The organism is Bradyrhizobium sp. JR4.1 (assembly GCF_040548605.1).
Classification (GTDB): Bacteria; Pseudomonadota; Alphaproteobacteria; order Rhizobiales; family Xanthobacteraceae; genus Bradyrhizobium; species Bradyrhizobium canariense.
Genome location: NZ_JBEPRY010000001.1, coordinates 229,697 through 246,100, shown reverse-complemented (window position 1 = coordinate 246,100; position 16,404 = coordinate 229,697). Strand labels below are relative to the sequence as shown.

Below are 16,404 nucleotides of genomic sequence, written 5' to 3'. Positions count from 1 at the left end.
GGCAAATCGACGTAAAATTGGAAGCGCCGCCGGGAGGTTAACATGAGATTAATCTGGATTGCCATCGCTGCCGCAGCGGCGATGCTGACGGGACCGGCGTCCGGCCAGCAATGGCCGTCGCGCAACGTCAAGCTGATCGTGCCCTATCCGGCCGGCGGCAATGTCGACAGCGCCGCGCGCATCATCGCCGACAAGCTCCAGGAAAAGCTTGGCCAGCCCTTCATCATCGAGAACAAGGCGGGCGCCGGCGGCATGATCGCGGGCGAGGCTTTCGCGAAATCCGCGCCCGACGGCTACACGCTGTTCGTCGGTGCCAACGGCCCGGTGCTGTTCGCGACCGAAATCAACAAGCGCGACGTCTACAGCTGGAAGAAGGACTTCCTGCCGATTACGACGATCTCGATGACGCCGCTGGTGCTCGAGGTGCATCCGTCGGTGCAGGCGGCGAATTTCAAGGAATTCATCGACCTTGCCAAGCGCGAGCCGGGCAAGTTGACGATGGCCTCGCCCGGTCCCGGCACCACCAACCATCTGCTCAGTGAGCTGATGCAGTCCAGCCTCGACCTGCAATGGGTCACCGCGCACTATCGCGGCAATGCGCCTGCGGTCAACGATCTCTTGGGCGGCCAGGTACAGTTCGCGTTCGACCAGCTCACGGTCAGCCTGCAGCACATCAAGGCCGGCCTGTTCCGGGCGCTGGCCGTCACCAGCCCGCACCGCCTGAAGTCGCTGCCCGATGTCCCGACGTTTGCCGAGCTCGGCTACAAGGATTTTGACGGCCAGACCTTCACCGGCCTGTTCGCACCGGCAGGCACGCCGGCGCCCGTGATCGACAAGCTGCACGACGCGTTGACCGCGATCCTGAAGGACCCCGCCGTGGCCGACAAGTTCGAGAAGCTCGGCGGAGAAGCCGTCGCGATGACGCCCGATGAATTCAGGGCCTATCTCGAGCGCGAGGACGCCAAATGGATTCCGATCGTGCGCAAGGCCAACATCAAGGCGGATTGATCGATGCGGATCGACCCCGCCGAGCTCGGCGCCGAGCGGATCTACCGGCTGATGACCGGCATCGTGGTGCCGCGTCCGATCGCATGGGTGACGAGCCTGTCCCGCGCAGGCGTGCTCAACCTCGCGCCGTTCAGCGCCTTCACCTTCGTCTCGCAGAAGCCCCCGATGCTGGCCATCAGCGTCGGCCGCAAGGGCGCCGACTACAAGGACACCGCGCACAACATCCTCGATACCGAGGAATACGTCATCCACATCGCCGATACCCCGCTGATGCAGGCCGTGCACGACTCGTCGGTCGAGCATCCGCCTGAGATCAGCGAGGTCGCGGAGCTTGGCCTCGAGACGCTCCCGAGCGAGCGCATCAAGGTGCCGCGGCTCAGCATTGCACCGGTTGCGATGGAATGCCGCTTCCGGCAGTGCCTGGAATTCGGCGACGCCCGCAGCCGCCTGATCGTCGGCGAAGTCGTGATGTTCCACCTCCGCGACGGCCTCGTGAACGACGGCAAGGTCGAAACCGCGGCGCTCGATCCGATCGCGCGCATCGGCGGACCGCGCTACGCCCGGCTCGGCGAGATCGTGACGCTGCGCGGCGTGTTCCAGACTCCCAAATCGAAAGACTGAGCGCGCTGCCCCGGCAGCACCTCAAGACCATTGGAGAACGACCATGCGACTGCTAAGCTATCTCCTGGACGGAGAGCCGCGCTATGGTGCCGCCATCGAAGGCGGTGTCGTCGATCTGACCCGGCGGGTCGGCCGCGACTTCTCCGATTTGAGGGCGCTGATCGCAGCCAATGCGCTGGCCGACGCGCAGGAAGCCGTCGCCGGACAAAAGCCGGATTATGCGCTCGACGAGCTCGTGCTGCTTCCGCCGGTGCTGGCGCCGGAAAAGCTCTGGTGCATCGGCGTCAATTATGCCGAGCGCAATGCGGAGTATAAGGACAGCTCCGACCTGCCCAAATATCCCAGCCTGTTCGTGCGCAGCATGTCCTCGATGACGGGCTCCGGTCAGCCGCTGGAGAAGCCCACGGTATCCGATCAGCTCGATTACGAAGGCGAGCTCGTCATCGTGATCGGGCAGGGCGGCCGTCACATTCCGCGCGAGCAGGCCTGGTCGCACATCTTCGGCATGACGCTGTGCAACGAGGGCACGATCCGCGACTGGCTGCGCCACGGCAAGTTCAACGTCACGCAGGGCAAGAATTTCGATCGCTCCGGCAGCATCGGTCCGTGGATCGTCACGTCGGACGAGCTCGACCCGCGCGGGCCGCACGATATCGTCACGCGCGTCAACGGCGAGGTGCGGCAGCAGGACACCACCGAGCGGCTGATGTTTCCGTTCGACTTTCTGATCTCCTATCTCTCCACGTTCGCCACTCTCAAGCCCGGCGACATGATCGTGACAGGCACGCCGACCGGCGCCGGCGCCCGCTTCGACCCGCCGCGCTGGCTGAAAGTCGGCGATGTCGTCGAGGTCGAATCCAGCCGCATTGGCGTGCTGCGCAACACCGTCGCGGCGGAGAGTTAAACCATGCTGGATACCGCCACGATCGAACGCCTTGCCGCGCGCCTTGACGAGGCCGAGCGCACCAAGACGCTGATCACGATGTTCACCAAAGACTATCCCGATTTCAGCATCGAGGATGCCTATGCCGTTCAGCGCGCCTGGACAAAACTCCAGCTCGGACGCGGCCGGGTTATCAAGGGCCACAAGATCGGCCTGACCTCGAAGGCGATGCAGAACGCGGTCGGCATTTCCGAGCCGGATTACGGCGTGCTGTTCGCCGACATGTTCTATGCCGATGCCACGCCGATTCCGTTCGACCGTTTTCACGCGCCGCGCATCGAGGTCGAGCTCGCCTTCGTGCTGAAGGCGCCGCTGCGCGGGCCGGATTGCACCATCTTCGACGTGCTCAACGCCACCGACTACGTCACCCCGGCGCTGGAGATCCTGGAGACGCGCATGCACCGCGTCGATACCGACACCGGCAAGGCGCGAAAGGTGATGGACACGATCTCGGACAACGCGGCGAATGCCGCGCTGGTGCTCGGCGGCCGGCCGTTCCGCCCGATGGACGCGGACATGCGCTGGATCGGCGCGCTGTTGTTCCGCAACGGCGAGGTCGAGGAGACCGGGCTTGCGGCCGGCGTGCTCAATCATCCCGCCAACGGCATCGCCTGGCTCGCCAACCGCCTCGCGCCGCATGACGAGCATCTCGCCGCCGGCGAGGTGGTGCTGGCGGGGTCGTTCACGCGTCCGGTCGATATCCGCCGCGGCGACACGTTTCATGCCGACTACGGCGCGTTCGGCTCGGTGTCCTGCCAGTTCGTCTGAACCAACAATAAACGGGAGCGCATCATGACAGGCCAAACGCGGCGCAAGAGCATCCACATCGGCGGCTTCAAGCACGCCAACCCGATTCCGAACGCCTGCCGCATCGGCAATCTCGTGATGTCAGGCGTCATCCTCGGCCGCGATGCCGCCGGCGCGATGCCCGAGAGCCTCGATGCCCAATGCGCCAACATGTTCGCCCATATGAAGGCGACCGTTGAGGCCGCCGGCGGCACCACCGACGACATCATCAAGATGACGGTGTGGCTGAAGGACCGTACGCAGCGCGGCCCGGTCAACGTCGAGTGGCTGAAGATGTTTCCGGACGAGCATTCGCGCCCGGCGCGCCACGCGCTGCCGATGGACAACATGGACGGCGGCGCACTGGTGCAGTGCGACTTCACCGCAATGATCGACTAAAGGAGTTTGCGTATGCCGACCTATCTGCCGTTCGACCCGAACCCGCGCCGCCCGGTCAAGGCGCCGCCGCCCAAAACCGTCGACAGCCAGTTTCACGTGCTCGGCCCCATCGACAAATATCCGGAACGTCCCGGCGCGGCCTATCGGATGCCGACCGCGACCTGGGAAGCGGCGCTGCGCGTGCACAAGACGCTCGGCATCGAGCGCGGCATCATCGTGCAGACCACGACCTACGGCGCCGATCATGCCGTCGTGCTCGATGGTCTCGCCGCGATGGGCCCGAACTATCGCGGCTGCGCCAACGCGCTGGTGTTCGCGGAGGCGAACGACGCTTATCTCGCCAAGCTGCATGATGCAGGTGTCCGCGGCGCGCGCTTCAGCTTCCGCCAGGAGCTCGGCGCCGTGCTGTCGGATGCCGATTTCGCCCGCGCGATTGCGCGCATCCGCGAGCTCGGCTGGTACGTCAAGATCCAGCCCGAGAAGGACGGCATCGTTTCCAGCGTCGCCAAATACGAGAATCTCGACGTGCCCGTGCTGATCGACCACATGGCGCGTCCCGATCCGGAAGCCGGCAGGAACGATCCGAATTTGCGCAAGATGCTCGAGCTGCTCGCCAGGGGCAATTTCTGGGTGATGCTGTCACTCGGCGAGAAGACCTCGAAGCGCGGTGCTCCTTACGACGACGTCATCCCGATCGCGCGCGCCTATATCGAGGCAGCAGTCGACCGCTGCGTCTGGGCCAGCGACTGGCCGCATCCGGTCTCGGTCAAGCAGCCGCCCAACGACGCCGATCTGCTCGAGCTGATGTACCGCTACGCGCCTGATCAGGCGGAGCTGGAGAAGATTTTGGTGCACAATCCGGCCAAGCTGTTCGGCTTTCCGGATTAGGGCGAGATGAGCTGAAGCCGAGTCGAGTTTAACCGCGAATACCGCTCTCTCCGTTCCCTCCCCCCTTGTGGGGGAGGGGCAGGGAGGGGGGTGCCACGCGGGGATTCTTTCCTTCGCGCACCGGCCCTGAGCGCATCATCTACAACCAGCACCTTTTCCTGGGCTACCCCCCTCCCTAGCCCTCCCCCACAAGGGGGGAGGGAACGCACCTTTGTCGGGCGACAAACTCTGCGCTCACCCCGCCAGCCGGTCCCTTACCCCAGCCGCGATCTCGAACGAGTGCAGTCGCGCAGCGTGATCGTAGATCTGGCCCGTGGTCATCAGTTCGTCCGCGCCGGTATCGGCGATCAGCGCCTTCAGCTTCGCTTCGACCATGTCAGGCGAGCCGACCGCCGAGCAGGACAGCGACTGCCCGACCATCGCCTTTTCCGCCGGCGACCACAGCGCGTCCATGTCGTCGACCGGTGGCGGCAGCGGGCCGGGCGTGCCGCGGCGAAGATTGATGAACTGCTGCTGCAGCGAGGAGAACATGCGTTGCGCGTCCGCCTCGCTGTCGGCGGCGAACACGTTGACGCCGACCATCGCATAGGGCTTGTCCAGCTGCGCCGACGGCTCGAAGCGCGCGCGATACTCCCGCAGCGCCGGCATCATCATCTGAGGCGCGAAATGCGACGCGAACGCGAACGGCAGACCGAGCATGCCTGCGAGCTGCGCGCCAAAGGTGCTGGATCCCAGGATCCACAGCGGCACCTTCGTCCCCATGCCCGGCACGGCGCGGATCGTCTGGTTCGGCTGCACGTCGCCGAGCAGCGCCTGCAACTCCAGCACGTCCTGCGGAAAATTCTCGGAGCTGGTGGCGAGATCGCGGCGCAGCGCGCGTGCGGTGAACTGGTCGGTGCCCGGCGCCCTGCCGAGCCCAAGATCGATCCGCCCGGGAAAGAGCGAGGCCAGCGTGCCGAACTGCTCGGCGATGACCAGCGGTGAATGGTTCGGCAGCATGATCCCGCCGGAGCCAACGCGGATGGTTTTGGTGCCGCCCGCGACATGCCCGATCACCACCGACGTCGCCGCGCTCGCGATGCCCGTCATGTTATGATGCTCGGCCAGCCAGAACCGTTTGTAGCTCCAACCCTCGGCGTGCCGCGCGAGATCGAGCGAATTGCGGAACGCTTGTGACGCGTCGCCACCCTGGCGGATGGGCGCGAGGTCGAGCACGGAGAAGGGGATCATTTCGGTACCGAAGTGGAGGAGGATGACGCGCGGCGGCTGAGAATACATGTAGTGTCGGCGCGTAGGATGGGTAGAGCGCAGCGAAACCCGTCATGCGTCTTCATCGAACAAGGCTCGATGGGTTTCGCTGCGCTCTACCCATCCTACGAAGCTGTTCGAGCGGCCTAAACCCCATTCACAACACCGTCATCGCGCCCCGTTCCACCCCTCGCCCCAACTGGGCGTCTCGCGTCTGTTGTTGTACCATTGCCAGAGCCACTGCTCTGTTGCAGGAGGAACCGACATGACCACGGTCCTACTCAATCGCCGCAACCTCCTTGCCGCTGGCGGCTCGATCGTCGCCACCGGGATTTTGGCAACCGGCGTTCCCGGCCTGCTGTTGCCCGCCCGTGCGGACGGCCTCGCGCCGACCGAGACGATGTCGGGCGGCGCGAACAATTACCGCAAGGGCGCAGCGATCGTGGAGCGGATCGGCAAGGGCGGCTTCTGGATGAGCGGCACCGTGCGCCGCGCCGGCGACGGCGCGCCGCTCGCAAGCCAGCGCATCCAGATCTGGGCGCACACCACCGAGGGACAAGAGCACGAGCCGCAGAGTCATGGCGCCACGCTCACCGACAAGGACGGCAAGTTCCGGCTCGAGATGCCGCAGATCATTCCCATCTTCGGCCAGCCGCATGGCCATCTCGCCTATGACAGCGGCGAGTTCAAAACCGTCTTCCTGCGGCCGGTGATGCGGAGCCCAAAGGAAACCAGCCTGGAAGCGCACTTCGTGCTGCAGCCGGCCTGACCGCATTGCAAATGAAGGGGCGGAGATCGGCCCGGGCGCCCCTGATCTGGGTCGCCCTTGCCTTGGCCATCGGCGTGCCGATCGCCGCCGCCGCAACAAGCGAGCAACTCGCATGGCGCGGCGCGCTCTACATCCTCGCCGGCTTCGCGGGCATCGTCGCGCTCGGTCTCGTGCTCGCTCAGCCCCTGCTAATCGGCGGATATTTGCCGGGCCTGTCGGCCTATCGCGGCCGGCGCGCCCATCGCTGGATCGGCGGCGCGCTCGCTCTGGCGGTGGTGATCCACGTCGCCGGCCTCTGGATCACCAGTCCGCCCGATATGATCGACGCCCTGACCTATACCTCACCGACGCCGTTCTCCCCCTTCGGCGTGACCGCGATGTGGGCCATCTTCATCGTTGCGGTCCTGGCCGCGTTGCGCCGCCGCCTGGGACTGCGGCTGCGCACCTGGCGCATCGTCCATATTCCCCTCGCGATCGTCATCGTCGCAGGCAGTGTGGCGCATTGCCTGCTGATCGAGGGGACGATGGAGACGATCTCGAAGGCGGTGCTGTGCGTGTTGATCCTCGTGGCAACCGTGAAGGTCATGATTGACCTGCAAGTGTGGCGAAAGCGAAGGACGCTGCGGGGGGAAAGTGTCGCGCGGCAGTAGCTCACTGGGCTCAAGAGGCGAAGCTCTCTCAACTCGTCATTGCGAGGAGCACTTGCGACGAAGCAATCCAGAGTCCCTCCGCGGAAAGATTCTGGATTGCTTCGCTACGCTCGCAATGACGGAGCAGGCTAGCCCGCTTGCCGCAGTCAGCGACCGGGCGTAACCTTCCGCAATGGCCGTCAGTGTCCCCGACCTGAAAGCATTCCTGCTCGCCACACCGTTCTTCGGCGGTATCCCGGATCAAAGTCTCGACCTCCTGATGTCGATGCTGGTCGAGTGCCGATTTGATACCGGAGCAACCGTCGTGACGGAGGGCGAGCCCGGACGCTCGCTGTTCATCGTCAAATCCGGCCGGCTGGCGGTGAGCAAACGGGCGAATGCGGGGCGCGTGATCCCGATCTCCGTTCTGGAGCCCGGCGATTTCTTCGGCGAGATGACGCTGATCGAAATGCAGAATCGTTCCGCCACGGTGATCGCGGAGAGTCCGACGGTGCTGTACGAGCTGACGGCCCAAAAGCTCTACGCCTGCTACAAGGCCGATATCCATGCCTATGTGATCGTCCTGCAAAACATCAATCGCGAGCTATGCCGACGGCTTCGCCGGTCTGATGATCGGTTTACCGGGCACAGTGCGTAGGATGGGTAGAGCACTTGCGAAACCCATCATATTTCGTCACCGAACGAGGCCTCGATGGGTTTCGCTGCGCTCTACCCATCCTACGAGCTGAGATGTTTTCATGGGCACGTTCTATACCGACGAGCAGATACAGGAAGCCGTTGCTGCCTTAGAGGACCACACTCCCGGTATCTTCGAGAGAATGAAGAAATTGGCCTCAGTCAACGATCCGTTTAGCGATGAGCAAGAAGCAGAACTAGGAGCCGTCGTAAGAGTTCTCACTATCGTTCTGCCGAAAGTGTCGTACGTGGTGCAAGCTGAAGACAAAAATGAAGCGAGAGCGCGCCTCAGCATAGACCTGGGCGACGTTGTTCGCGCTGCACTCGCATCAGATGAAGACGATTCCCAATAACGCCCGCCATGGCCGCCTAAGGCTAACGTCGGTCATGCCAATCTGACCCGTCGGACAAAACACCCACCTTCCGCAAAATCCCGTCAATCCCCTCTCACAAAAATATTCCACTTTACCGAAATTCGGAATCGCAGTATCAATCCGCCATCCCGGTCCAGGGAGAGGGGCGATCGTCCGTCGTAACGAACGTGGATCGGGGTGCGGTGGACGCAGCAGTGTCGGGCACGCGAAGGCGGGACCAGGGCGAGATGAACCTCGTGAGGTCCTGTTGCGTGCGGACGAACGGCGCTCAAGTCCAGTGAAGCCTTCGGGCGAAGCCGGACGTGTCCGGCGAAGCCTCTTGGCGAAGCCGGATCGCTGCGTACGGCAAAATCGTGTGGTCCTGGCCGTCGTTGCTACGGTCAAGCCTTGCGGAGATGGATCGGGGCTCAACCGGGTCTTTGTCCATCGTCAATTCGCAAGGCGACGGTGACAAAAAGGAACTCGTCGCCGGGGAGAGCACGGCATAAGCCGTCAACCCACTGCGCAGGGAAGGCCGAGTGTTCGGCGTCACCTGTATGCTGCTGTGCGGTCTCTTTGCGCTACACCTTTGCGCAGCGGACCGCGGGTGCCAGCCGGCACCCGGTCTTCCCTGCGCCCTCTTCACAGAGGAGGGCTACGAAAAAAGCAAAACTCGGGCATTTGGTGCCGCGAGAAGGCTGCTTCATGTGCGATTTGAGCGAGGGAATGGTGCTGCCAGACAGGATTGAACTGTCGACCTCTCCATTACCAATGGAGTGCTCTACCACTGAGCTACGGCAGCATGTGCTGGGGTAAGAATCGGCCGCCACGAGGGGCCTACCAAGCGGGCCGATATCTGCCACAAGCCCCCCTCCTGTGCAAGCTTGCTAGCTCCGCCAAAGCGATAAAATCGGGTCGATATCGGGGCCAAAATGCCTGTTTTGGCTCGAAACGGCCGACTTTCCGCGGATTCGGTTCCGATATCCCCACCCAACTGGCCAGTTGCCCGATGCGCCGGATTCGATCCATTTCGATTTTCGCACGATCGGATCGCGCGGGCCTCTTGAGCTGCCTTATTCCTCGGGCATGTTATCGCCGATCGCTGTAATGGACCCCGATGGCAGACGAGAACGACAAGAGCACGAGGCAGGACTCCAGACAGGCGAGGGCGTCCCGCGACGACCGGCTCAAATCGGCGCTGCGCGAAAACCTGAAGCGGCGAAAGATGCAGGCGCGCGAACGGGCCGCAAGTGGCGGCCCCTCGCAGAACGAAGATGATTCCCTAGATGAGGGGCCCGCCGGCGAGATAACCGGCAAGACCGGCGACTAGAATTTTTTGGAGTGCATAGACGTGGCAATGGGGCAGGACGAGCAGCAACGACCCGAGAGTGACGCGCAGATGTCGCGGTTCACCCGCCCTGAGCAGACCTTTCCGGCGCTGACATCAGCCGAGATCGAGCGTGTCAGGCATTTCGGCGAGGTCCGCAACTATGCCGATGGGGAATTCCTGTTCGAGACCGGCAAGCCGGGACCCGGCATGTTCGTCGTGCTGAAGGGCCACGTCGCCATCACCCAGCGCGATGGCCTTGGTCATGTCACGCCGTTGATCGACCAGGGGCCGGGGCAATTTTTGGCCGAGCTGAGCCAGCTCTCCGGACGGCCGGCGCTGGTCGACGGCCGCGCCGAAGGCGATGTCGAGACGCTGCTGTTGCCGCCGGAGCGGCTGCGCGCGCTGCTGGTCGCCGAGGCCGAGCTCGGCGAGCGCATCATGCGCGCGCTGATCCTCCGCCGGGTCAATCTGCTGCAGGGCGGCGTCGGCGGCGTGGTGCTGATCGGTCCGTCGCATTCGGCCGGCGTGGTGCGGTTGCAGGGCTTCCTCACCCGCAACGGCCAGCCGCATCATCTGCTCGATCCCGCGCGCGATCGCGACGCCGCCGACGTCATCACGCGTTATTCGCCCAAGCCGGACGACTGGCCGCTGGTCGTCACTCCCGATGGTGCGGTGCTGCGCAATCCCGGCGAAACCGAGCTTGCGCGCGCGATCGGCATGATCGGCGGCCCGCGCAACGACCGCATCTACGACGTCGCGATCGTCGGCTCCGGTCCGGCCGGGCTCGCCACCGCCGTTTATGCCGCGTCCGAAGGCCTCTCGGTCGCCGTGCTCGACACCCGCGCCTTCGGCGGCCAGGCCGGCGCCAGCGCGCGCATCGAAAATTATCTCGGCTTTCCGACCGGAATTTCCGGCCAGGCCCTGACCGCGCGCGCCTTCAACCAGGCACAAAAGTTCGGCGCGGAGATCATGATCCCGGTGACGGTGAAGTCGCTCGACTGCACGCGCAAGGACGGCGCGTTTTCGGTGGCGCTCGACGGCTGTGATCCCTTGCATTCGCGCGCGGTGGTGGTCGCAAGCGGCGCGCGCTATCGCCGGCCCGAGATCGAGAACCTCGACAAGTTCGAAGGCCGCGGCGTCTGGTATTGGGCCTCGCCGGTCGAGGCGAAGCTGTGCGCCGGCGAGGAGGTCGCGCTGGTCGGTGCCGGCAACTCCGCGGGACAGGCCGCCGTGTTCCTGTCGGGACACGCCAAAAAGGTGCTGATGATCATCCGCGGCGGCGGCCTCGGCGCCAGCATGTCGCGCTATCTCATCGAGCGCATCGAAGCCACGCCGAACATCGAACTGATGTTCAACACCGAGATCACGGCGCTCGAAGGCGACGAGGCTTCGCTGCTGCGGCGCATCCGCTGGAAGAGCCGGCTGTCTGATGACGAGGATTTCGCGGATATCCGCAATCTCTTCCTGTTCGTCGGCGCCGATCCCGCCACCAATTGGCTCGACGGCTGCGGCGTGACGCTCGATCGCGGCGGCTTCGTCGTCACGGGCGCGCAGTCCGAGCAGAACCAGGGCCGACTGGTGGCGCCGCTGGAGACCTCGGTGCCCGGCGTCTACGCCGTCGGCGACGTCCGCTCCGGCTCGGTCAAGCGCGTCGGCGGCGCCATCGGCGAAGGCGCGCAGGTCGTGGCCTCCCTGCACGGCTTCCTCGGCGACGCCGCAAAACCGGCGCTTTAGTCAAGCAGAAGACGAGCGGACGGCAAGCCGAATCTGGCTTGCCATCTTGCCGGATGATGCGTGACTATCTCCCCTCATCCTGAGGAGCGGCCGAAGGCCGCGTCTCGAAGGATGAAGGCCCAGCTGCAAAAGCCGGGCCTTCATGGTTCGAGACGCGTGCTTCGCACGCTCCTCACCATGAGGATCGACAAAGAAAACTATTAACGGGAGGACTAAATGGCCGAACTCGTCGTGCTCTACAAGACGCCCAAGGATGTTGCCGCTTTCGACAAGCATTATGCCGAGACCCACATTCCGCTCGCCAAGAAACTTCCCGGCTTGAAGAAATACGCCGTCAGCACGGGCACGGTCGGCTCCCCCGCCGGGCCTTCCGGAATTCACCTTGTTGCCATTCTCACCTTCGACAACGTCGCCGCCATCCAGTCGGCCTTCGGCAGCGAAGCAGGCAAGGCGGCCGCCGGCGACGTGCCGAAATTCGCCACTGGCGGCGCCGACCTGTTGATCTTCGACACCAAGGAAGTGTGAGCCGCTTCGACTTCGCGGGCTACAACTGCCGTCGTTTGCGACAGCGTTGCAAAAATTCAGCCATGCGTTTTCGATTCGCACGATGACGCATGGCTGCGCACGCATGTGTGACGTCGCGCAGGTGGCAATCCGATGAGGACCGTAATATCAATCCGATCCCAATGCGGAGATTAGGAGAGATGTCATGGTTCTTGGGTTGAGCTTGCCCGCCTTCACGCTGGTTCATGTCATCATCAGCCTGATCGGCATCGTCGCCGGCCTCGTCGTGATGTTTGGCCTGCTCGGCTCGAAGCCGATGCCGGGCCTCACCGCGATCTTCCTGCTGTTCACGATCCTCACCAGCGCCACCGGCTTCCTGTTTCCGTTCAAGGAGCTGCTGCCGTCGCATATCATCGGCATCATCTCGCTGGTCCTGCTCGCGATCGCCTGTCTCGCGATCTACGGCATGAAGCTCTCTGGCATCTGGCGTCCGGTTTACATCGTGACCGCGATGATCTCGCTGTATTTCAACGTCTTCGTGCTGGTAATCCAGTCGTTCCTGAAGGTGCCGGCGCTCGCCGCGCTCGCACCTGCCGTGGCACCAAATCCACCGGGAGGTCCCGTGTTCGCCGTGGTGCAGGGCCTCGTGCTGGTGTTCTTCGTGGTGCTCACCATCGGCGCCTGGCGCCGCTTCAAGCCGATGGCGTTCGCCTGATCATTCAAGGAGCCTGACAATGCCTACCATCACCACAAAGGACGGCGTCGAGATATTCTACAAGGACTGGGGCTCGGGCCAGCCGATCGTGTTCAGCCACGGCTGGCCGCTGTCGGCCGACGACTGGGACGCGCAGATGATGTTCTTCGTGACGCACGGCTATCGCGTCATCGCGCACGACCGTCGCGGCCATGGCCGTTCGTCGCAGGTCGCCGACGGCCACGACATGGATCATTATGCCGATGATCTCGCGGCCGTGACGGCCCATCTCGATCTCAAGAACGCGATCCATGTCGGCCACTCCACCGGCGGCGGCGAAGTGGTGCATTACATCGCGCGCCACGGCGAGAGCCGGGTGGCGAAGGCCGCGATCCTCTCGGCGGTGCCGCCGCTGATGCTGCAGACCGCGGCCAATCCCGGCGGCCTGCCCAAGAGCGTGTTCGACGATTTCCAGGTGCAGCTCGCTGCCGGCCGCGCCAGCTTCTACCGCGACATCGCGGCTGGCCCCTTCTATGGCTACAATCGTCCCGGCGCGAAGCCGTCGGAAGCGGTGATCCAGAACTGGTGGCGCCAGGGCATGATGGGCGGCGCGAAGGCCCATTATGACGGCATCGTCGCGTTCTCGCAGACCGACTTCACCGAGGACTTGAGGAAGATCAATGTGCCGGTGCTGGTGATGCACGGCGACGACGACCAGATCGTGCCTTACGCCGACTCCGCGCCGCTGTCGGCCAAGCTGTTGAAGAACGGCACGCTGAAGACCTACAAGGGCTTCCCGCACGGCATGCCGACGACGCACGCCGAGACCATCAACGCCGACCTGCTGGCGTTCTTTAGGGAGTGAGCGGCCTCACGCCAAGATTGCCCTGATCGCGTCGAAGGTGCGCTTGACGAAAGCTTCCGGCTTCTCCCGCGCTCCTCCGGCGATCCAGCTCTCGCCGCCGACGCGCATCGCGCCGGTGGCGATCATGGCGACGAGCCGCGCCTTCAGCTGGTCCGATTTGGTTCTGGCGCGCTGGGCGAGCCCTTCGGCCAGCGCCCGCTCGAGCTTCTCGTATTTGAGTTGGTCGCGCACTCGAAGCGCGGGATTGTCGCGCTTCAGCCGCGACATTGCCGCGGCCTCCGCCGGATCGATCCGCTTGAGCGCCGCCGCGATCGCGTTCTCCGCCGCCGTCAGCATGGTTTCGCCCGCCGGCCGCGCCACGACCTCCGCGACCAGCGCGGCGGCGGCGCCTTCCTGCCAAGCCGCGACCACGTCCTCTTTCGAGGCGAAATAATGGAAGAAGCTGCGTCGCGACACGTCCGCCGCGGCCGCAATATCGTCGATGGTCGTGGCCTCGAAACCGCGCTCCAGGAATAGCGCCATCGCGGCGCGGGTCAACCGCTCGCGGGTCGCTTGCAATTTGCGCTGGCGCAGACCGGGGCCATCAGCGGATTTTGCTCCTGCCGGCAATGGCTTGGTGCGCCTGTTGACTGATTTCCCGGCAACTTTCGAAAGCTTCAAATCACTTCACCACTTGCAAAGTTGCACCCAGTGCACATTTAGACCCGTCGCGGGGCCTTTCCCAGCCCCGACGGAGCTATGGCATGACCGACTGGACCACGGCAGACATCCCCTCCCTCAGCGGCAAGACTGCCGTCGTGACCGGAGCGACGGGCGGCCTCGGCTACGAGACGGCGATGGCGCTAGCGGGCGCCGGTGCCATTGTCATACTCACCGGACGCAACGAGGCAAAGGGCCTGCGCGCGATCGAGGGCATTTGCGAGCGCTTTCCCAATGCGCTGATCGCCTACGAGCATCTCGACCTCGCCAGCCTCGCTTCCGTCGCCGATTTTACCAGGCGCTTCGCCGCCAGCAACGAGCAGCTCGACCTGCTCGTCAACAATGCCGGCGTGATGGCGCTGCCAAAGCGGCAGCAGACGGCGGATCGTTTCGAGATGCAGCTCGGCACCAACTATCTCGGTCATTACGCGCTGACGGCGCGGCTGTTGCCGCAGCTTCGCCGGGCGAAGGCGGCTCGGGTCGTCAACCTTTCGAGCCTTGCGCACCGCTCCGGGGCGATCAATTTCGACGATCTGCAGGCTAAGCATTCCTATCGTCCGTGGCGGGCTTATTGCCAGTCCAAGCTGGCGATGCTGATGTTTTCGCTGGAATTACAGCGCCGCAGCCTCGCGGCAGGCTGGGGTCTGACGAGCCTTGCCGCACATCCCGGCTACGCGCGGACCGATCTGATTTCGAACGGTCCGGGTGCGAACACGTTCCAGTGGCGTGTGAGCCGGTGGCTGCAGCCCTTCATTAGCCAGTCTGCCGCGGAAGGCGCGCTGCCGACTTTGTTGGCGGCGACCTCGCCGGCAGCAGAGCCGGGCGGCTACTATGGTCCCAACTGGTTCTTCGAATTGAAAGGGCCGCCGCGGCCGGCGAAGATCATGCCGCAGGCAAAGGATTTCGCCTCGGCGGCCATGCTGTGGGATGTCTCGGCGACGTTGACCGGTGTATCCTTCGACGAGATCGCGGCCGCCGCATGAGCCGCGAGCCTGTCGGGGAGGTCCCGATGCAGATCATCATCTTCGGCGCGACCGGCATGGTCGGGCAGGGCGTCTTGCGCGAATGCCTGATCGATGCCGGCATCGATCGCGTGCTCGTGGTCGGCCGCAGCCCGACCGGCGTCCGCCACGCCAAGCTCACGGAGATCACGCACGGCGATTTCACGGACTACTCGGCGATCGAAGCGCAGCTCACCGGCTTCGATGCCTGCTTCTTCTGCCTCGGCGTCTCCTCGATCGGCATGAGCGAGGAGCGCTACCGCCATCTCACCTATGACCTCACGCTCGCAGCGGCGACCGCGCTGGCACGGCTCAATCCGCAGATGACATTCGTCTATGTCACGGGCGCCGGCACCGATTCCACCGAGCAGGGTTCGCGGATGTGGGCGCGGATCAAGGGCAAGACCGAGAACGATCTGCTCAAGCTGCCGTTCAAGGCGGCCTACATGTTCCGCCCCGGTGCAATCCAACCGCTCCACGGTGCCCGCTCCAAGACCGCGTGGGTGCAGGCCGTGTATGCAGCAAGTTGGCCACTGTGGTCGGTACTGCGCCGGGTCTCGCCGCGGCTCGTCACCTCGACGGAGCAGATCGGCCGCGCCATGATCCGGGTTGCGCGGGAGGGGTATCCGCGAAAGGTGCTGGAGATGGAGGATATCAATAGCCTCTAGTCCAGTGGGGCGTTAGTTCTAGGGAAATTTCGCCGCCCGCGCGCGTTGAGCCCTGTCCGCCCGAAGCAGAAAGCGCCGTCGATGTCTCCCCAGCTCAAACTGATCGCACTCGACGCCGACGACCTCTCCGTGATCTCGGCCCACGTCCAGGACGCCCGCGTGCAGCCCTCGGACATCATCTGGCGGCAAAGCGAAAAGCGGCTGGTCGTCGGCATGAGCCGGTTGGACTGGGAGCAGACGCTGGACGGCGAGGCCGAGCCGCGCAGGCTGGTCGCCGCCCTCCGTTTCGACCGCGTGCTCGCCTGCAAGTCGCGCAACATCGACCTCGACGCGCCCGACACTGTCCTGGATCTCGTCGGCATCGAATTCCACGGCCAGGACGCCCCCGGCGGGAGCGCGCTGCTCCTGTTTGCCCAAGGCGGCGCCATCCGCCTCGACGTCGAATGCCTGGAATGCGAACTGACTGATCTGGGGGCGGATCAGCTGGGAGCGGGGTTGGAGGCTGAAGGGGAGGGGTGAGGTGGCATGCCAAGGCCACGCATTCCGCTTTCGCCAGGACGACGCCGGAG

Annotated in this window: 20 protein-coding genes and 1 tRNA gene; 18 read left to right on the top strand and 3 right to left on the bottom strand. The window is 64.4% G+C overall.

The window, feature by feature from the left end; translation table 11 throughout:
* The first annotated feature begins 42 nt into the window (after window positions 1–42).
* From ABIB90_RS01275 to ABIB90_RS01250, 6 genes are read left to right on the top strand one after another with little or no spacing between them, the layout of a single operon-like run.
* Window positions 43–1,008 (top strand): Bug family tripartite tricarboxylate transporter substrate binding protein, encoded by a 966-nt coding sequence (locus ABIB90_RS01275; protein ID WP_354199985.1) that lies wholly within the window; start codon window positions 43–45, stop codon window positions 1,006–1,008.
* 3 nt (window positions 1,009–1,011) lie between these two features.
* Entirely contained in the window at window positions 1,012–1,629 is a 618-nt protein-coding gene (locus ABIB90_RS01270; RefSeq protein ID WP_354199984.1) for a flavin reductase family protein, read from the top strand.
* Window positions 1,630–1,672: 43 nt separating this feature from the next.
* Entirely contained in the window at window positions 1,673–2,533 is an 861-nt protein-coding gene (locus ABIB90_RS01265; RefSeq protein WP_354199983.1) for a fumarylacetoacetate hydrolase family protein, read from the top strand.
* Window positions 2,534–2,536: 3 nt separating this feature from the next.
* Window positions 2,537–3,340: a 2-oxo-hept-4-ene-1,7-dioate hydratase gene (gene hpaH / locus ABIB90_RS01260; protein ID WP_219682466.1), complete on the top strand. Its 804-nt coding sequence runs from the start codon at window positions 2,537–2,539 to the stop codon at window positions 3,338–3,340.
* Between the two features lie 24 nt (window positions 3,341–3,364).
* Window positions 3,365–3,757 carry a RidA family protein gene (locus ABIB90_RS01255; RefSeq protein ID WP_007597590.1) on the top strand — a complete coding sequence of 131 codons (393 nt, stop codon included), beginning with the start codon at window positions 3,365–3,367 and terminating at the stop codon, window positions 3,755–3,757.
* Between the two features lie 12 nt (window positions 3,758–3,769).
* Window positions 3,770–4,645 (top strand): amidohydrolase family protein, encoded by an 876-nt coding sequence (locus ABIB90_RS01250; protein WP_354199982.1) that lies wholly within the window; start codon window positions 3,770–3,772, stop codon window positions 4,643–4,645.
* A gap of 234 nt (window positions 4,646–4,879) precedes the next feature.
* Here the strand turns inward: ABIB90_RS01250 and ABIB90_RS01245 are convergent, their stop codons facing one another.
* Entirely contained in the window at window positions 4,880–5,875 is a 996-nt protein-coding gene (locus tag ABIB90_RS01245) for an LLM class flavin-dependent oxidoreductase (RefSeq protein WP_354199981.1), read from the bottom strand.
* Between the two features lie 283 nt (window positions 5,876–6,158).
* Here ABIB90_RS01245 and ABIB90_RS01240 point away from each other — a divergent pair, with 283 nt between their 5' ends.
* From ABIB90_RS01240 to ABIB90_RS01225, 4 genes are all read left to right on the top strand, one after another.
* A complete protein-coding gene (locus ABIB90_RS01240) occupies window positions 6,159–6,662 on the top strand; it encodes a peptidase associated/transthyretin-like domain-containing protein (protein ID WP_354126920.1) in 504 nt (167 codons plus the stop codon).
* Window positions 6,663–6,673: 11 nt separating this feature from the next.
* Window positions 6,674–7,312, top strand: coding sequence for a ferric reductase-like transmembrane domain-containing protein (locus ABIB90_RS01235; RefSeq protein ID WP_354199980.1), 639 nt, complete (start codon window positions 6,674–6,676; stop codon window positions 7,310–7,312).
* Window positions 7,313–7,484: 172 nt separating this feature from the next.
* Window positions 7,485–7,949, top strand: a complete 465-nt coding sequence (locus ABIB90_RS01230; RefSeq protein WP_219682461.1) for a Crp/Fnr family transcriptional regulator — start codon at window positions 7,485–7,487, stop codon at window positions 7,947–7,949.
* Between the two features lie 100 nt (window positions 7,950–8,049).
* Window positions 8,050–8,340, top strand: a complete 291-nt coding sequence (locus ABIB90_RS01225; RefSeq protein WP_007597584.1) for a hypothetical protein — start codon at window positions 8,050–8,052, stop codon at window positions 8,338–8,340.
* A gap of 727 nt (window positions 8,341–9,067) precedes the next feature.
* On the opposite strand, the gene ABIB90_RS01220 is transcribed toward ABIB90_RS01225, so the two are convergent.
* Window positions 9,068–9,142: transfer RNA gene (locus ABIB90_RS01220), tRNA-Thr, on the bottom strand.
* 315 nt (window positions 9,143–9,457) lie between these two features.
* On the opposite strand from ABIB90_RS01220, the gene ABIB90_RS01215 reads away from it, so the two are divergent.
* From ABIB90_RS01215 to ABIB90_RS01195, 5 genes are all read left to right on the top strand, one after another.
* On the top strand, window positions 9,458–9,670 hold the full coding sequence (locus ABIB90_RS01215; RefSeq protein WP_354126892.1) for a hypothetical protein: 213 nt from the start codon (window positions 9,458–9,460) through the stop codon (window positions 9,668–9,670).
* A 27-nt stretch (window positions 9,671–9,697) separates the two neighbouring features.
* Window positions 9,698–11,404: an FAD-dependent oxidoreductase gene (locus ABIB90_RS01210; RefSeq protein WP_354200370.1), complete on the top strand. Its 1,707-nt coding sequence runs from the start codon at window positions 9,698–9,700 to the stop codon at window positions 11,402–11,404.
* A gap of 216 nt (window positions 11,405–11,620) precedes the next feature.
* The gene (locus ABIB90_RS01205; protein WP_354126891.1) at window positions 11,621–11,929 is read left to right on the top strand and encodes an EthD family reductase; all 309 of its coding nucleotides are present in this window, start codon (window positions 11,621–11,623) and stop codon (window positions 11,927–11,929) included.
* Window positions 11,930–12,113: 184 nt separating this feature from the next.
* On the top strand, window positions 12,114–12,623 hold the full coding sequence (locus ABIB90_RS01200; protein ID WP_354126890.1) for a hypothetical protein: 510 nt from the start codon (window positions 12,114–12,116) through the stop codon (window positions 12,621–12,623).
* Between the two features lie 19 nt (window positions 12,624–12,642).
* Complete coding sequence (locus ABIB90_RS01195) at window positions 12,643–13,467, top strand: alpha/beta fold hydrolase (RefSeq protein WP_007597570.1); 825 nt, start codon at window positions 12,643–12,645, stop codon at window positions 13,465–13,467.
* Window positions 13,468–13,473: 6 nt separating this feature from the next.
* On the opposite strand, the gene ABIB90_RS01190 is transcribed toward ABIB90_RS01195, so the two are convergent.
* Window positions 13,474–14,127, bottom strand: coding sequence for a TetR/AcrR family transcriptional regulator (locus ABIB90_RS01190; protein ID WP_354199979.1), 654 nt, complete (start codon window positions 14,125–14,127; stop codon window positions 13,474–13,476).
* 83 nt (window positions 14,128–14,210) lie between these two features.
* On the opposite strand from ABIB90_RS01190, the gene ABIB90_RS01185 reads away from it, so the two are divergent.
* The 3 genes from ABIB90_RS01185 (at window position 14,211) to ABIB90_RS01175 (ending at window position 16,354) form a co-directional block, all read left to right on the top strand.
* On the top strand, window positions 14,211–15,149 hold the full coding sequence (locus tag ABIB90_RS01185) for an SDR family oxidoreductase (protein WP_354199978.1): 939 nt from the start codon (window positions 14,211–14,213) through the stop codon (window positions 15,147–15,149).
* A 26-nt stretch (window positions 15,150–15,175) separates the two neighbouring features.
* Window positions 15,176–15,835 (top strand): NAD(P)H-binding protein, encoded by a 660-nt coding sequence (locus ABIB90_RS01180; RefSeq protein WP_007597567.1) that lies wholly within the window; start codon window positions 15,176–15,178, stop codon window positions 15,833–15,835.
* A gap of 81 nt (window positions 15,836–15,916) precedes the next feature.
* Window positions 15,917–16,354, top strand: a complete 438-nt coding sequence (locus ABIB90_RS01175; protein ID WP_007597561.1) for a DUF2948 family protein — start codon at window positions 15,917–15,919, stop codon at window positions 16,352–16,354.
* Window positions 16,355–16,404: the final 50 nt, after the last annotated feature.

Excerpts from the sequence above, each read along its gene's own strand:
- ABIB90_RS01275 (WP_354199985.1), top strand. The coding sequence starts at position 43 with ATGAGATTAATCTGGATTGCCATCGCTGCCGCAGCGGCGATGCTGACG.
- ABIB90_RS01270 (WP_354199984.1), top strand. The coding sequence starts at position 1,012 with ATGCGGATCGACCCCGCCGAGCTCGGCGCCGAGCGGATCTACCGGCTG.
- ABIB90_RS01265 (WP_354199983.1), top strand. The coding sequence starts at position 1,673 with ATGCGACTGCTAAGCTATCTCCTGGACGGAGAGCCGCGCTATGGTGCC.
- hpaH (WP_219682466.1), top strand. The coding sequence starts at position 2,537 with ATGCTGGATACCGCCACGATCGAACGCCTTGCCGCGCGCCTTGACGAG.
- ABIB90_RS01255 (WP_007597590.1), top strand. The coding sequence starts at position 3,365 with ATGACAGGCCAAACGCGGCGCAAGAGCATCCACATCGGCGGCTTCAAG.
- ABIB90_RS01250 (WP_354199982.1), top strand. The coding sequence starts at position 3,770 with ATGCCGACCTATCTGCCGTTCGACCCGAACCCGCGCCGCCCGGTCAAG.
- ABIB90_RS01245 (WP_354199981.1), bottom strand. The coding sequence starts at position 5,875 with ATGATCCCCTTCTCCGTGCTCGACCTCGCGCCCATCCGCCAGGGTGGC.
- ABIB90_RS01240 (WP_354126920.1), top strand. The coding sequence starts at position 6,159 with ATGACCACGGTCCTACTCAATCGCCGCAACCTCCTTGCCGCTGGCGGC.
- ABIB90_RS01235 (WP_354199980.1), top strand. The coding sequence starts at position 6,674 with ATGAAGGGGCGGAGATCGGCCCGGGCGCCCCTGATCTGGGTCGCCCTT.
- ABIB90_RS01230 (WP_219682461.1), top strand. The coding sequence starts at position 7,485 with ATGGCCGTCAGTGTCCCCGACCTGAAAGCATTCCTGCTCGCCACACCG.
- ABIB90_RS01225 (WP_007597584.1), top strand. The coding sequence starts at position 8,050 with ATGGGCACGTTCTATACCGACGAGCAGATACAGGAAGCCGTTGCTGCC.
- ABIB90_RS01215 (WP_354126892.1), top strand. The coding sequence starts at position 9,458 with ATGGCAGACGAGAACGACAAGAGCACGAGGCAGGACTCCAGACAGGCG.
- ABIB90_RS01210 (WP_354200370.1), top strand. The coding sequence starts at position 9,698 with ATGGGGCAGGACGAGCAGCAACGACCCGAGAGTGACGCGCAGATGTCG.
- ABIB90_RS01205 (WP_354126891.1), top strand. The coding sequence starts at position 11,621 with ATGGCCGAACTCGTCGTGCTCTACAAGACGCCCAAGGATGTTGCCGCT.
- ABIB90_RS01200 (WP_354126890.1), top strand. The coding sequence starts at position 12,114 with ATGGTTCTTGGGTTGAGCTTGCCCGCCTTCACGCTGGTTCATGTCATC.
- ABIB90_RS01195 (WP_007597570.1), top strand. The coding sequence starts at position 12,643 with ATGCCTACCATCACCACAAAGGACGGCGTCGAGATATTCTACAAGGAC.
- ABIB90_RS01185 (WP_354199978.1), top strand. The coding sequence starts at position 14,211 with ATGACCGACTGGACCACGGCAGACATCCCCTCCCTCAGCGGCAAGACT.
- ABIB90_RS01180 (WP_007597567.1), top strand. The coding sequence starts at position 15,176 with ATGCAGATCATCATCTTCGGCGCGACCGGCATGGTCGGGCAGGGCGTC.
- ABIB90_RS01175 (WP_007597561.1), top strand. The coding sequence starts at position 15,917 with ATGTCTCCCCAGCTCAAACTGATCGCACTCGACGCCGACGACCTCTCC.